We start from the raw sequence: 13,980 nt of genomic DNA, 5'->3' as shown, positions 1-13,980 counted from the left end.
CGTATGACAACCTTACGACGTACGACGGAGGAGCGGTCATGAAGGCCTGGAGCTGGGACCGCTACGGACCTCCCGACGTTCTGGTCCTCAAGGACGTCGACGAACCCGCCATCGCCGGGGACGAAGTGCTCGTCCGGGTGCGGGCCGCGTCGGTCAACCCCTACGACTGGCGCCACGTCCAGGCCGACCCGAAGCTGATACGGCTCAGCATCGGGCTCCGGCGTCCGAAGCCCGGCCTGATCCCGGGCGCCGACCTCGCCGGTGTGATCGAGCGGGTGGGCGACGAGGTGACCGGACTGCGTGTCGGCGACGAGGTCTTCGGGGAGGTCGAGCTGGGGGCCTTCGCCGAGACGGTGGCCGTCCCGCAGGGCAGGCTGGCCGTCAAGCCCGCCGGCCTCACCTTCGAGCAGGCGGCCTCGGTGTCGATGGCCGCCCACACCGCGCTCCAGGGACTACGGGACGTCGCGAAGATCTCCGCCGGGCAGCGCGTCCTCGTCAACGGAGCCTCCGGCGGCGTCGGGACGTTCGCCGTCCAGCTCGCCAGGACGTTCGGAGCCGAGGTCACCGGGGTGTGCAGCACCCGCAACCTCGAACTGGTCCGCTCGCTCGGCGCGGACGACGCCGTCGACTACACCCGCGAGGACTTCACCGAGCGCGAGGGACGCTACGACGTGCTCATGGACATCGTCGGCGACCGGCCGCCGGCGCGACTGCGGCGCCCCCTGACCCGCCGCGGCACGCTCGTGATCGTGGGCGGAATCGCCTCCGGCCGCGGCCGGCTGCTCGGCCCGGCGGCGCAGGTGCTCCGCGGGGCCCTCGCGTCCCCCTTCGTCAGCCAGCACGTCGGCACCGTCCACTGGAAGCCCAACTCCACGGACCTGCGCTTCCTCGCCGACCTCATGGAGAAGGGCGAGATCGCACCCGTCATCGACCGGACCTACCCGTTCGCCGAGATCCCCGAAGCACTCCGCTACCTCGAACGCGGCCACGCCCGGGGCAAAGTGGCCATCACCGTCTGACCGCCCCTGGGCCCACCTCTCGCGTGTCGGTCATCGGCGCACGCGCGGCTTCCGACGTGCCACGGGTCAGCGTTCGGCCGCGAGGGTGACGCCCAGGCCGATGAACACGCTCCCGGTCGCGGCGTCGATCCGGCGGCGTACCGCCTGGCGGCGGCGCAGCCAGCCGCCGATCCTCCCCGCCAGGACGCCGACCGTTCCATCGGCCAGGAACTCCAGGACGATCAGGATGCCGCCCAGGACCGCGAACTGCAGCCAGACGGGCCCCGCCATGGGATCGATGAACTGGGGGAGGAAGGCGACCATGAAGGTGAACGTCTGCGGGTTGGCCATGGAGGACACCACGCCATTGAGAAAGGCACGCCGCCCCGGCATCCCGCCGACGGCCTGATCGTCGTCCTGTGCCTTCTTGCGGTGCCGGATCATCTGGACGCCGAGGTAGATCAGGTAGGCGGCACCGGCGATCCGCACCACCGTGAACACGACCGGGAACGCCGTCAGCAGCACGGCGAGCCCGGCGGCGGCAGCGACGACGTACAACGCGTCACCCGTGATCACGCCGACCGTGGCCAGCAGCCCGGCGCGGGCGCCGCCCCGCACGCCGCACCCGAGCACGAACAGCATGTCGGGCCCCGGAGTGATGAGAGCGACGACGGTGGCCACCGTGAACACGGCGAGCACGTGCGAATCGACCGGCATCCGACGAGCATTTCACCTTCGGCCGCCGCCTGTTCGCCAGGGGCTCAGTACGCGTTGCCCGCGCGTAGCCAGGCGATGTAGTCGGCGACCGCGCGGTCGGTGTCGTATTCGGGCTTGTAGCCGGTGTCCTGCTGGAGCCGGGTAATGTCGAGGTAGTTCTGCCGCGGGTCCCCTCCGGTGGGGAGTTCGACCTGGGCACCGGGCGCCGCCCGCCTGATCGCGGCGGTGATCTCGGCGTTGGTCGTCGCGCGTCCGGACGCGACGTTGTAGGTGCGGTGGCCGAGCCGGTCCGCGAGCTGCAGGAGCGCGATCGCCCGAGCGGTGTCCTTCACGTAGCACAGGTCGATCGAGTCCTCCGCGTGCGCGGGCCCGGCGAGCGTGGACAGATCCGGTACGGTTCCGCGGACGGCGGCATGGACGAGTTCGGGCGCCGCGAAGAACAACGCGCCGTGGGGGTCGCGCGGACCCCAGGTGCCGGAGATGCGGTAATCGACGCCATCGATGCCGGCGGCGCCGGCCAGGTGGCCGTTGAGCAGCTCACCGATCTTCTTGAAGGTCGGGATCGGGTGGCCCGACTCCATCAGGAGCGGCACGTCCTCGCTGAGCGGGCCGTCCCCGGCCCCGAGCGGACCCTCGCCCGCGATGCCGCCGTAGACACCGATCGTGCTCGCGACGCCCACCCGGCCGACACCCCAGTCCTGGGCGGCCTGCAGGACGTTGAACAGGCCGCCCAGGGCCTTGCGCGCCGCCTCGACGGGCTGCTCGGGGTCGGGCGGCCAGGGCATCGAGCCCGCGAGGTGCAGGATGCCGGTGATCTCGTGACGCCTGCCGACGTCGCGCAACGCGCTCAGATCGGTGATGTCGGCCCGCTCGGCCGCCACCCGTCCGCCCGCGAGATCCGCCGGAACCGTGCCCGCCCGGCGCTGGACGAGTACGCAGCTCTCGCCGAGGTCGAGCAGTGCCCGCACGGAGTGGAAGCCGATGAACCCCAGACCTCCGGTGACCAGGATCATGATCGCCCCTTCTGTCGTCGTGCTGATTATCAGTGTTACTGACGATCAGGCTAGCGATATAGTTTCCCCGTGTCTAGTAGCGATGGGCCGGGCCCCGAGCTGAGCAGGAATCTCGTCTACCTGCTCAAGCACGCGCATCTCCGGATGGCCGAGCTGACCACGGAAGCGGTGACCCCGCACGGCGTCGACGGGCGCGAACTGGGCGTCCTGCTCGCGCTGGCCGGCCGCGAACCGGCGTCCCAGCAGCAGGCCGCGCAGCGGCTGGGCATCGACCGCACGACGATGGTCGCGATGCTGGACGCCCTGGAGGGCAAGGGCCTGGTGTCACGTCACCCGCATGCGGAAGACCGCCGCCGCAACGTCGTCGAACTGACCGACGCCGGACGCGACACCCTCCGCCTGGCCACCGACGCGACCGACAAGGCCGAGCGCGAATACCTGGCGGCCCTCACCCCCAAGGCCGCCGAACAGCTACGAACCTCCCTGCAAAAGCTCGTGCTCCCCCCGGACGACTAGCCCCACGCCTCACGGACGCGGACGGGACGCCCGCTCACGCGCGCGAGCCACGTGGCCCGGTCGGCTGAGGATCAGTCATCGAACTTGAAGCCGCCGGCCTTCGCCGAGGTGATGAGCCTGCGCATGCGGTCGCCGTCGGCGGTGACGGGAATCATCAGCGCGGCCAGTTCTTCGAGCGCGTCTCGATCACCGCCGTACGCGCAGAACATGTCGCCTTCCGGGTCGTAGGAGAACCGTCCGTCGAGAGCCGGGGCCTCCGTACTCACGAGGAACTGCGCGACGCCTTCCCAGAAGTACCCGTTCGGTTCATGACCGAGCTGCTCGACCAGCTCGTCCACCTGGGTCGTTCCCGCGTCCAGCAGCAACGAGAACTTTCCGGGCGTGGTCTCGATAAACCGCATCGGAGTCATCGCCAAAGCGTCCCAGCCCCGATCGCGAGGCGGCAACCGGGGCGGGCGGAGGTCAGCGAGGCGGTGCCGCGGGGCGGCGGGCGAAAAGGATCGCGCCCGGCTTCGGCCCGTCCGGACTCAGCAGGTGCTGCGCCTCGACGGTGAAGCCCGCCTCGCGGAGCCAGCCGGCCACGCGGGGCGGCCGGCGGTGGTGGACGTACGTCTGCAAGGCCTGGTCCCCGTCACCGGTCGTCTCGAGCTTCGACTCGTCGCCGACGTGGAATCCAATGGCCAGCACTCCGCCCGGTCGCAGCACCCGGTGGAACTGTCCGAGCACGCCCGGCACCGCCTCGTCCGGGATGTAGATCAGCGACCACCAGGCGAGCACACCGGCGAGTGAACCGTCCGCGAGCTTCAGGTCGGTCATCGAGCCGACCTCGAACCGGGCCTCGGGGTGCTCGCGGCGGGCGATCTCGATCATCCCGGGCGACAGGTCGATGCCGAACGTGTCCGTGCCCAGTTCCCGCAGCAGGGCGGTGGTGTGCCCCGGCCCGCAGCCCACGTCGGCGACGGGCCCGCCGCCGATCGCGCGCACCAGGTCGGCGAAGAGCACGACTCCGGCGCGGACGTGGAGCAGCCTGTCGAGCAGGTCGCGGGTCTCGTCGGCGTAACCGGCCGCGAGGGCGTCGTAGGAGTTCCGGGTATCGGTCAACCAGCTCACCGAAGGACTGTAGCCCCTCCACCCAGACCGTCACCAGGTGCGCACGCGGCCTTCTGGCCGGGCGGTCGCGCCGTCGTCACGTGATCAGACGGCCGAGGGGCGGTGCAGGTCGAGCAGGTCGGCGTTCGTGTCGTTCCAGACCTTGACCAGTTCCGGATAGCCCTTGTCGAGCATGAGAAGGAACTCGGGGTCGGTCAGCGGGATCAGGGTGATGAGCTGGAGCACGGCCTGGCCCTCGGCGTTCCGAAAGGTGTTGAACTCGCTCGGCAGGTAGGGATGTGCGCCGAAAAGCAGGCTGGAGATCTGTGTTTCCGGAATCCACGGCTCTTCGTTGCGGTAGCCGGAACCGGGGTTGTACCCGTCACCACTCCGCACGACATCGTCGGCGATGAGCTGGATGAGGTAGGTCGCCTCAGTCTCCTGGCCAGGCCGAGCGGAGCACACGAACTCCTCGGGCAGCTGGGCCTTCACCTCCTGGAAGCGGACACCGGTCGTCACTGCCGACACCGCGTCCTGCACGGGGTGACGGTGAAGTCCGATGGCGAATCCTCGGTTCTCACCGAGGGCGTCCGGCGGCTGAGCTTGGGTGACCGGTCCCAGGTGAAGGTTGATGTGGTCGAGTAGGCCTTCGTAGGGCGACGTCATCCCCGCACGCTAGCAAGGACGCGCGGTCAGCCCAGACCGCCCGCTGAACCACCCCCCGGCCCCGTCCCGTAACCCGCTTGGCGCTGGGGCGGGCGTGTGGGAATGTGGGAAGCGTGATCGACACGACAAGGACGCAGCGTCCGGCCGCCTCGGGCGGCGGGCGTGTTGTCGTGTTCGCTCCTGGGCGTCGATGAGCCCTGCGCCGCATCGCGGCGCTTCTCCGTGCTCTCGACTCGTTGGCTTTCCCCTTTTCCGCCGGTTCGCCGCCGGTGCTCACGCCCAGGAGCCTTGTCATGTGCGTTGTGGAAATTCGTCCCGGTGAAGGCGGCGCAGACGCGCTCGCCTTCGCCACCGAACTGGCCGCCGCCATCGCGGCTTGGGCCGCCCGCCGGGGCTGGCCCGTCGACCGTTCCGCGGCCGAGCCGGGCCGTACCATCGTGATGACCTTGGCCGGGGTCGCCGAGGCGGACCTCGCCTGGCTGTCGGGCACCCATCGTCTGCAGCACGAGCCCCGCAACGACAGGCGCGGCCGCCGGCACACCTCCACCGCGACCGTCGCGGTGATGCCCGGCAGACCCGTCCCAGCGAGCCGCTCGTCCGCGACGAGGACCTGCGCATACAGACCATGCGGGGACGAGGACGCGGCGGCCAGCGCAAGAACAAGGTGGAGACCGCCGTCCGGATCCACCACCTGCCCACCGGCATCGTCATCACCCGGACCACGGGCCGGTCCCAGGGCGCCAATCTCGCCTCGGCCCGCACCGACCTGGAGGACCGGCTCCGGCTCATCGCCGCGCGGCAGGCCCGGCAGGACGCCGATCACCTGCGCCGAAACCAGGTCCGGTCGAGCGATCGGCCAAGACCTTCACCCACAACGCCCAGCGCGGGCAGGTCGTCGACCACGCCACCGGCCACCGGTGGTCACTGCGGGCCTGGCGCCAAGGCCGCCTCGACCGGTGACCGCACCGAGCGATCGGGAACGACCATCGCCGTGGTTTTGTGGCCTTTCCCAGGTGCTTCCGATGAAGATTGCAGAAGGAGAGGCGTATCAGTCGGGAGGGAACGATGCTGTTCAGGCGGGAGGTCCTTGAGGGGATCGCGGGCGGGCGGATCGATCGGGTGTTCCGGGTGTGGGCCAAGCCCCCGGTCCGCGCGGGGAGTACCCAGCGCACCTGGGCGGGGATCATCGTCATCGACTCGGTCACGGCCGTCACCCCCGAGGAGATCACCGAGGAGGACGCCGTCCATTCGGGCTTCAAAGACCGCGCGGCCCTGCTCACAGCCCTGTCCAAGAGCACCAAGCAGGGCGGCTACCACCGCGTCATGCTCCATCTGGGCGGCCCCGACCCCCGCTCGGAGCTGGCCGGCAACGCCGACCTGACCCACCAGGAACTGGCCGACCTCAAAGCGTCCCTGGACGCCGTCGACGCCCGCAGCCGCCGCGGCCCCTGGACCCGCGAGGTCCTGCGCCTCATCGAGGAGCATCCCGGCCTGCGCGCCATGGACCTGGCCGAACACCTGGGCCGCGACAAACTCCCCTTCAAGGCCGACGTCCGCCGCCTCAAAGCCCTCGGCCTCACCGAAAGCCTGGAGACCGGCTACCGCCTCTCCCCACGCGGCAGAACCCTCATGACCTACCTCCGCTCCCTGCCCGAGTGACCTGATCCCGGATGGCGCGCCGGCCCGACCCATCGAACGGAGGCCGGGGCCGGCGGCCTGTTCCGGCGAAACGCGCCTTCAGCGGCGGAGTCCCGGTACGTCGACGTCGACCGCCTCCACCCGGGCCGTGCCCTCGAAGTTGTTGGACATGCGCTCCATGTCGGTCTCCGCGGCGCAGATGTAGAGGGTGCGCAGGTCGGGGCCACCGAGCGCGCAGGAGACCACGAAGTGCCCCGGGGTCGCGGTCGAGACCCGGTCGGTGACCGTCCCGTCCGGGGCGAGCCTGCGGACCTCGCTGCTGAACGGGCAGGTGACCCACACGCCGCCTTCGGAGTCGACGCACAGGCCGTCCGTCGCGTCCTGCTCTAGGCTGTCGAACTGCTTGAAGACCCGCTGGTTCGACAGGCCGCCCCGCCCGTCCACGTCGAAGGCGGTGAGCCGGAAACCGAACGTCTCCGCCACGTACAGGGTGCCGCCGTCGGGGCTGAGCCCGACCCCGTTCGGGCACACGAGGTCCTTGCCCGCGACCTCCACCTCGCCGTCCGGGCTCACGACGATCATGGGTGCGCCCTCGGGGGCGGCGCCGTTGAACAGGTCGAATCCGATCTGGGTGATGTAGGCGCGGCCGGTCTCGTCCACCCACATGTCGTTCGCCGCCACGGCGACACCGCTCAGTGAGGCGATGATCTCGGTGCCGCCGTCGGGGGTGATCCTCCGCAGGGACGAGTCGGCCTGGGTGACGACGAGCGGTGTGCCGTCAGGGCCGAAGCCGAGGCCGGACGGCTTGGCGTCCACGGCGGCCACCACGGTCGGGGCGCCGCTGGGCGGGAGCCGGTACACCTTCCCCTGCGGGATGTCCGAGAACCACAGCTCGCCGTCGTGCCACCGGGCCCCCTCCAGGTACTGGAAGCCGTCTCGGATCACGGTGGCCGTCCTGCTGGTCATTTCCCCACGCTCCCTCGCGTAGACCCGGTAGTCGCGGACTACCCCTGTACAGTTAAGTGAATCAGCCCTAGGGTTTGCTCACAAGAGTCACAAGTCGTTGTGACCGCCGGGGAGGGTGTCGCATGAGTCAGCGGGCTCGGGTGGCCGGGGTCGGCCTGGTGCCGTTCTCTACGCCACGGAAGAGCAAAACCTACGACGAGATGGGGGAGAGTGCGGTCCGCCTGGCGCTGGCGGACGCGGGGGTGGAGTACTCCTTGGTCCAGCAGGCATATGCGGGCTATGTGTACGGGGACTCGACTTCAGGTCAGAACGTTCTGTACCGGACGGGAATGACGGGCATCCCCGTCGTCAACGTGAACAACAACTGCTCGACGGGCTCGTCCGCGCTCTGGCTCGCACGGCAGGCCGTGGAGAGCGGCACGGCGGACTGCGTCCTGGCCCTCGGTTTCGAGCAGATGCAGCGCGGTGCGCTGGACGCGAAGTGGGACGACCGGCCGACACCGTTCGAGCGGTTCGAGGCGGTCGCCGAGTCGGTGCAGGGAGACACCGGCGACGTGCCCATGGCGGCGAAGCTGTTCGGCGGCGCGGGAGCCGCCTACGCGCAGCGGCACGGCACCGCGCCGGAGGTCTTCGCGCGGATCTCGGTCAAGGCGCGCAAGCACGCCGCGGGCAATCCGAACGCCGTGTTCCGCGATCCCGTGACGGTCGAGGAAGTACTGGGCTCGCCCCACATCTTCGGCCCCCTGACCCGGCTGCAGTGCTGCCCGCCCACCTGCGGGGCCGCGGCGGCGGTGGTGTGCAGCCCGGACTTCGCGCGGGCCCACGGGCTCGACGCGAGCGTGGAGATCGCCGCGCAGGCCATGACCACCGACCGGCCGGGCAGCTTCGACCAGCGGGACATGACGAAGCTGGTCGGCTACGACATGACCGTGTCGGCGGCCCAGGCGGTGTACGAGGCGGCCGGCATCGGACCGGAGGACATCCCGGTCGTCGAGCTGCACGACTGCTTCACCACGAACGAGCTGCTGAGCTACGAGGCGCTCGGCCTCACCCCCGAGGGGACCGCGGAGAAGTTCGTCCTCGACGGGGACAACACCTACGGCGGGCGGGTGGTCACCAACCCGTCCGGCGGCCTGCTGTCCAAGGGGCATCCGCTCGGCGCGACGGGACTGGCGCAGTGCGCCGAGCTGACCTGGCAGCTCCGCGGTGAGGCCGGCGCCCGCCAGGTGGACGGCGCGAAGGTCGCGCTCCAGCACAACCTCGGGCTCGGCGGCGCGTGCGTGGTCTCGCTGTATCGGAAGGTGGACTGAATGCCGATCGACGCGAGCGTGATCGGCATGGAGATCCCGGCCGTGACGATGCCCGTCGAGCGCGGGCGGCTGCGGCTGTTCGCCAAGGCCACCGGCCAGACCGATCCCGTCTACCACGACGTCGAGGCCGCGCGGGCGGCGGGCCACCCGGACCTGCCCGTGCCGCCGACGTTCTTCTGCGCGCTCCAGAACGAGCGTCCCGACCCGTTCGACTGGCTCACCGCGATCGGAGTGGACCTGGGGGACGTGCTCCACGGCGAGCAGGGCTTCACCTACCACTCGATGGCCCACGCCGGCGACGTCCTCACCGCCCGTGGCCGGATCGAGGACGTCTACAGCAAGAAGGGCGGCGCGCTCCAGTTCATCGCCCGCACGACGGTGGTCGGCAACGACGCCGGCGACCGGGTGGCGAAGCTGAGCGATCTCGTCGTCGTGCGCGGCGAGGGAGCCGGGTCGTGAGCCCCGCGGCAAACGTCGGCGACGTGCTGCCGGAACTGCGTCCCGCCCCGATCTCGCGGGCGACCCTGGCGCTGTTCGCGGGAGGGTCCGGCGACCACAACCCGATCCACATCGACATCGACGCGGCACGGGCGGCGGGGGCGCAGGACGTCTTCGCGCACGGCATGCTCACCATGGCCCACGTCGGCAGGCTGCTCACCGGCTGGGTCCCGCAGCACCGGATCCGCGCGCTCCGGGCGCGGTTCACGGCGATCACCCCGGTGCTCGCGGAGCCCGTCTGCACCGGCAGGGTCACCGCCGTCGAGGACGTCGACGGCGAGCGGCGGGCCACCATCGCGATCACCGTCGAACTCGCCGACGGCACCACGACGCTGCTCGGCGAAGCCGTCGTGGCGACCGGCTGACATCGAGACCACCGAAAGGGACCACGAGAACAATGGCGAAACTCACCGGCAAGGTCGCGCTCGTCTCCGGCTCCGGCCGCGGCATCGGCAGGGCGATCGCGGTCAAGCTGGCCGCGGAGGGCGCGCGGGTCGTCGTCAACGACCTCGACGCCGAGCCGGCCAAGGACACGGTCGGCGCGATCGAATCCGCCGGCGGGCAGGCCGTCGCGTGCGTCGGCAGCGTCACCGGACCGGGGTTCGGCGACCGTTTCGTGGCGACCGCCGTCGAGAGATTCGGCACGGTGGACGTCATCGTGAACAACGCCGGCTACACCTGGGACTCGGTCATCCAGAAGATGACCGACGAGCAGTGGCAGGAGATCCTGGACGTCCACCTCAAGGCGCCGTTCCAGATCCTCCGGGCGGCGCAGCCGGTCATCTCCGCCGCCGTGAAGGCCGACCGTGCGGCCGGACGCCCGGTGCCGTGCCGCAAGGTCGTGAACATCTCGTCGATCGCCGGCCTCGGCGGCAACGCCGGGCAGTCCAACTACGCCGCGGCCAAGGCGGGCGTCACGGGGCTGAGCAAGACCCTCGCCAAGGAGTGGGGCCGCTACAACGTCACGGTCAACACGGTCGCGTTCGGCCTGATCCGCACCCGCCTCACCGAGACTCCGGCGGGCGGCGGCGGCACCATCGACGTCCAGGGCCGGGAGATCAAGGTCGGAGTGAACCCCGACCTGCTGGCGACGCTGGAGAGCGGGATCCCGCTCGGCAGGAGCGGCACGGCCGAGGAGGCGGCGGGTGCGGTGTACCTGCTGTGCACCCCGGAATCCGACTACATCAGCGGGCAGACGCTCGTGTGCGGCGGCGGGTTCTCGTCCTGACCCGGCGATGACGCCCCGCACCTGAAGGGAGGCGCCGTGACGGCGCATCGATCGCCCTGGATGACCGACGACCTGGACGAGCTCAGAGCCCTCGCCAGGAAATTCTGCGTCAACGAACTCGAACCGCATCAGAAACGCTGGCGGGAGCAGCGGCACATCGACCGCGATGTATGGCGCAAGGGCGGCGACGTCGGGCTGCTCTGCCTGTCCGTTCCCGAGGAGTACGGCGGCGGCGGGGGGACCTTCGCCCACGAGGCCGTGCTGATGGAGGAGCAGGCCCGCGTCGGGGACAACGCCTGGGGAATCGGCGTGCACTGCGTCGTCGCCGCCCACTACATCCTCGCCTACGGCACCGAGGAGCAGCGGCGGGAGTGGCTGCCGAGGATGGCCGGCGGAGAGGTGGTGACGGCGATCGCCATGACCGAGCCGGGGGCGGGGTCCGATCTCCAGAGAATCAGGACGCGCGCCGAACGCGACGCCGACGAGTACGTGATCAACGGGGCGAAGACGTTCATCACGAACGCGTCCCAGGCCGATCTGGTGATCGTGGCCGCCCGGACCGATCCGGACGCCGGCTCCCGCGGCATCTCGCTGCTGCTGGTGGAGTCGGACCGGGACGGCTTCCGCAGGGGCCGCGTTCTCGACAAGATCGGGCAGCGCGGGCAGGACGCCTCCGAGCTGTTCTTCGACGGCGTGCGGGTGCCGGCGTCCAACCTGCTCGGCGACACCGAGGGGCGGGGGTTCGCCCAGCTCATGGGGCAGCTCCCCCAGGAGCGACTCACGATCGCGGTCACCGCGGTCACCGCCATGGAGACCGCGCTGGAGCGCACGCTGAGCTACGTCAAGGAGCGCGAGGCGTTCGGGCGGCCGATCTTCGACTTCCAGAACAGCCGGTTCACCCTCGCGGAGCTGGCGACCGAGACCCAGGTGGCCCGCGTCTTCGTCGACGAGTGCGTCCGCAGGCACCTGGACGGCGACCTGGACGGCGCCACCGCCGCGATGGCGAAGTGGTGGACCACGGAAAGGGCGATGCACGTCCTCGACGAATGCCTCCAGCTGCACGGCGGCTACGGGTACATGGCCGAATACCCGATCTCGCATCTCTGGGTCGACCAGCGGGTCCAGAAGATCTACGGCGGAACGAACGAAATCATGAAGGAAATCATTTCCCGATCCCTCTAGGCCGTTCAGCGCAAAGGACGACTCGATGTACCTCACGCAGACCCTCCACCAGGCCATGCAGCAGGACCCCGATCGCCTCCTGACCATCGACGGCGACCGGCGGCGCACCGTCCGCGAATCCCGCGACCGGATCGCCAGGCTCGCCGGCGGCCTGCGCGGCCTCGGGGTGCGGCCGGGCGACAGGGTCGGGATGCTCGCCCTGAACTCCGACCGCTACCACGAGTACCTGATGGCCGTGCCGTGGGCCGACGCGGTCCTGAACCCGGTGAACACGAGATGGAGCGCGGCCGAGATCGTCTACGCGCTGGAGGAGTCCGAGACCTCGGTCCTGCTCGTCGACGAGACCTTCCGGGAGACGGCCGGACGGCTCCGCGACGGGTACGCCGGGCTGAAAACGCTCGTCTACTGCGGCGACGGGCCCTGCCCGGACGGCATGGTCGGCTACGAGGAACTGATCGCGTCCACGGAGCCGGCCGAGGACGCCCGGCGAGGCGGCGACGCCCTGTTCGGCCTGTTCTACACGGGCGGCACCACCGGTGAGCCGAAGGGCGTGATGCTCAGCCACGACAGCGTGCTGATGAGCGCCCTCGGCTGCTTCGCCACCGGTGACTGGCTGAGCCAGGGCGGCCGGATGCTCCATGTCGCGCCGATGTTCCACCTGGCGGACGTCTTCGTCTGGATCAGCGGCTCGTTCGCCGGCTCCACGCACGTGACGGTGCCGCAGTTCACGCCGGGCGGGCTGCTGGCCACGCTCGCCGAGCAGCGGATCACCGACGTGCTGCTGGTGCCCACGATGATGCAGCTCATGGTCGACCATCCGGACGCCGGCGGGTTCGACTTCTCCCACCTGGAGCACGTGCTGTACGGGACGTCCCCGATCTCCGAGACACTGCTGCGGCGCGTGAGCGAACTGTTCTCCCGCGCCTCGTTCGCCCAGGCGTACGGGATGACCGAGCTGGCGCCGGTCGCCACCGTCCTGAGGCCGAGCGACCGCGGGGACCCGGCACTTCGCCGGTCGGCCGGGCGCGCGGCCCCGCACGCCGAGGTCCGGGTCGTGGACGAGGAGGACAACGAGGTCGAGCGCGGCGTCGTGGGCGAGATCGTGGTCCGGGGCGACCACGTCATGGTCGGCTACTGGAAACGCGAGGAGGACACCGCGACGGCGCTGCGCGGCGGCTGGATGCACACCGGCGACGGCGGCTACATGGACGAGCGCGGGTACGTGTTCGTCGTGGACCGCATCAAGGACATGATCATCAGTGGCGGCGAGAACGTGTACTCTGCCGAGGTCGAGAACGTGCTCGCCCGGCATCCCGCCGTCGCGGCATGCGCCGTCATCGGGGTGCCGGACGAGGCATGGGGCGAACGCGTGCACGCCGTGGTCGTGCTCCGGCCCGGCAGTCAGAGCACGGCCGCGGAGTTGCGCGAGTTCTGCCGCGAGCACATAGCGGCCTACAAGGCGCCGCGCACCGCCGAGTTCGTCGAGGCGCTCCCGGTGTCGGGGGCGGGCAAGATCCTCAAGCGCGAGTTGCGGCGCAGGCACCGGCCGGCGGACCCGCGCGTCGGCTGACCGCTACCGGCGAGGAGAGAGATGCCTGGTGACAGCACGGTCACGGCGCCGCCGCGCGGCACCAGACCGAGGAACCGGCGCGCGCTGATCATCGCCGCCGCCACGGACCTGTTCCACCGGTTCGGCTACGACCAGGTCGGGATGAGCGATGTGGCGAGCGCGGTGAACGTCGGCTCGTCGGCGTTGTACCGGCACTTCGCGAGCAAGCCGAAGCTGCTCACGGCGGCCGTCGTGGCCGAGATGGACCCGTTCCGGGAGGTGTTCTCGCGCGCGGCCTCCGGCACCCTGGAGGACCTCGCGCACGGCATGGCCGAGGTGGCCGCGCAGGGCAGCCGCCTCGGCGCCCTGTGGCAGCGGGAGGCGCGGAGCCTCCCGGCGGAGGAGTACCCGCTGCTGCGTGCGGAGATCGTCCACACGCTCGACGCACTGAGCCGGCCGATCCGCGCCCGGCGGCCCGAGTTGAGCGCCGAGGACGCCCACCTGCTCGCGCAGTGCGCCTGCTCGGCCCTGATCAGCGTCTCCCACCGGGGCGGCGATCTGCCCCGTCCCGACGTGGAGCGCCTCCTGCGGGAGATCACCCTGACGGTGC

Annotated in this window: 16 protein-coding genes; 10 read left to right on the top strand and 6 right to left on the bottom strand. The window is 70.6% G+C overall.

Annotated features, from left to right (window positions below):
- The first annotated feature begins 38 nt into the window (after positions 1-38).
- Positions 39-1,019 (top strand): NAD(P)-dependent alcohol dehydrogenase, encoded by a 981-nt coding sequence (locus E1281_RS16505; RefSeq protein WP_131879097.1) that lies wholly within the window; start codon positions 39-41, stop codon positions 1,017-1,019.
- 66 nt (positions 1,020-1,085) lie between these two features.
- Here E1281_RS16505 and E1281_RS16500 read toward each other — a convergent pair whose 3' ends face one another.
- Both E1281_RS16500 and E1281_RS16495 read right to left on the bottom strand, forming a co-directional pair.
- Entirely contained in the window at positions 1,086-1,715 is a 630-nt protein-coding gene (locus E1281_RS16500; protein ID WP_131879095.1) for a LysE family translocator, read from the bottom strand.
- Positions 1,716-1,759: 44 nt separating this feature from the next.
- A complete protein-coding gene (locus E1281_RS16495; protein ID WP_131879093.1) occupies positions 1,760-2,728 on the bottom strand; it encodes an NAD(P)-dependent oxidoreductase in 969 nt (322 codons plus the stop codon).
- A 69-nt stretch (positions 2,729-2,797) separates the two neighbouring features.
- Between E1281_RS16495 and E1281_RS16490 the strand changes: the two genes are divergently transcribed.
- Positions 2,798-3,244, top strand: coding sequence for a MarR family transcriptional regulator (locus E1281_RS16490; RefSeq protein WP_207943306.1), 447 nt, complete (start codon positions 2,798-2,800; stop codon positions 3,242-3,244).
- Between the two features lie 71 nt (positions 3,245-3,315).
- Here the strand turns inward: E1281_RS16490 and E1281_RS16485 are convergent, their stop codons facing one another.
- The 3 genes from E1281_RS16485 to E1281_RS16475 form a co-directional block, all read right to left on the bottom strand.
- Entirely contained in the window at positions 3,316-3,645 is a 330-nt protein-coding gene (locus tag E1281_RS16485; RefSeq protein WP_207943305.1) for an Imm51 family immunity protein, read from the bottom strand.
- A 61-nt stretch (positions 3,646-3,706) separates the two neighbouring features.
- Positions 3,707-4,354 (bottom strand): class I SAM-dependent methyltransferase, encoded by a 648-nt coding sequence (locus tag E1281_RS16480; protein WP_131879089.1) that lies wholly within the window; start codon positions 4,352-4,354, stop codon positions 3,707-3,709.
- An 84-nt stretch (positions 4,355-4,438) separates the two neighbouring features.
- Positions 4,439-4,999 (bottom strand): suppressor of fused domain protein, encoded by a 561-nt coding sequence (locus E1281_RS16475; RefSeq protein WP_131879087.1) that lies wholly within the window; start codon positions 4,997-4,999, stop codon positions 4,439-4,441.
- Between the two features lie 1,065 nt (positions 5,000-6,064).
- On the opposite strand from E1281_RS16475, the gene E1281_RS16465 reads away from it, so the two are divergent.
- Entirely contained in the window at positions 6,065-6,658 is a 594-nt protein-coding gene (locus E1281_RS16465; RefSeq protein ID WP_131879083.1) for a hypothetical protein, read from the top strand.
- Positions 6,659-6,736: 78 nt separating this feature from the next.
- Here the strand turns inward: E1281_RS16465 and E1281_RS16460 are convergent, their stop codons facing one another.
- Positions 6,737-7,603, bottom strand: a complete 867-nt coding sequence (locus E1281_RS16460) for an SMP-30/gluconolactonase/LRE family protein (RefSeq protein WP_131879081.1) — start codon at positions 7,601-7,603, stop codon at positions 6,737-6,739.
- Between the two features lie 122 nt (positions 7,604-7,725).
- Here E1281_RS16460 and E1281_RS16455 point away from each other — a divergent pair, with 122 nt between their 5' ends.
- The 7 genes from E1281_RS16455 to E1281_RS16425 form a co-directional block, all read left to right on the top strand.
- Positions 7,726-8,913 (top strand): lipid-transfer protein, encoded by a 1,188-nt coding sequence (locus E1281_RS16455; RefSeq protein WP_131879079.1) that lies wholly within the window; start codon positions 7,726-7,728, stop codon positions 8,911-8,913.
- The gene (locus tag E1281_RS16450; RefSeq protein ID WP_131879077.1) at positions 8,914-9,372 is read left to right on the top strand and encodes a MaoC family dehydratase N-terminal domain-containing protein; all 459 of its coding nucleotides are present in this window, start codon (positions 8,914-8,916) and stop codon (positions 9,370-9,372) included.
- Positions 9,369-9,776: a MaoC/PaaZ C-terminal domain-containing protein gene (locus tag E1281_RS16445; RefSeq protein WP_131879075.1), complete on the top strand. Its 408-nt coding sequence runs from the start codon at positions 9,369-9,371 to the stop codon at positions 9,774-9,776. Before E1281_RS16450 ends, E1281_RS16445 begins: the two co-directional genes overlap by 4 nt.
- 32 nt (positions 9,777-9,808) lie before the next feature.
- Positions 9,809-10,639, top strand: coding sequence for an SDR family oxidoreductase (locus E1281_RS16440; protein ID WP_131879073.1), 831 nt, complete (start codon positions 9,809-9,811; stop codon positions 10,637-10,639).
- Positions 10,640-10,675: 36 nt separating this feature from the next.
- Positions 10,676-11,821 carry an acyl-CoA dehydrogenase family protein gene (locus E1281_RS16435; RefSeq protein WP_131879071.1) on the top strand — a complete coding sequence of 382 codons (1,146 nt, stop codon included), beginning with the start codon at positions 10,676-10,678 and terminating at the stop codon, positions 11,819-11,821.
- 25 nt (positions 11,822-11,846) lie between these two features.
- Positions 11,847-13,391 carry a long-chain-fatty-acid--CoA ligase gene (locus E1281_RS16430; RefSeq protein WP_131879069.1) on the top strand — a complete coding sequence of 515 codons (1,545 nt, stop codon included), beginning with the start codon at positions 11,847-11,849 and terminating at the stop codon, positions 13,389-13,391.
- A gap of 21 nt (positions 13,392-13,412) precedes the next feature.
- Positions 13,413-13,980: TetR/AcrR family transcriptional regulator (locus E1281_RS16425; protein WP_131879067.1), on the top strand; the 568-nt coding region annotated here is incomplete at its 3' end.

Origin of the sequence: Actinomadura sp. KC345 (assembly GCF_004348515.1) — a bacterium.
GTDB lineage: Bacteria > Actinomycetota > Actinomycetes > Streptosporangiales > Streptosporangiaceae > Spirillospora.
The sequence above is the reverse complement of the archived record's forward strand: the minus strand, read 5'-3'. Positions and strand labels throughout refer to the sequence as shown.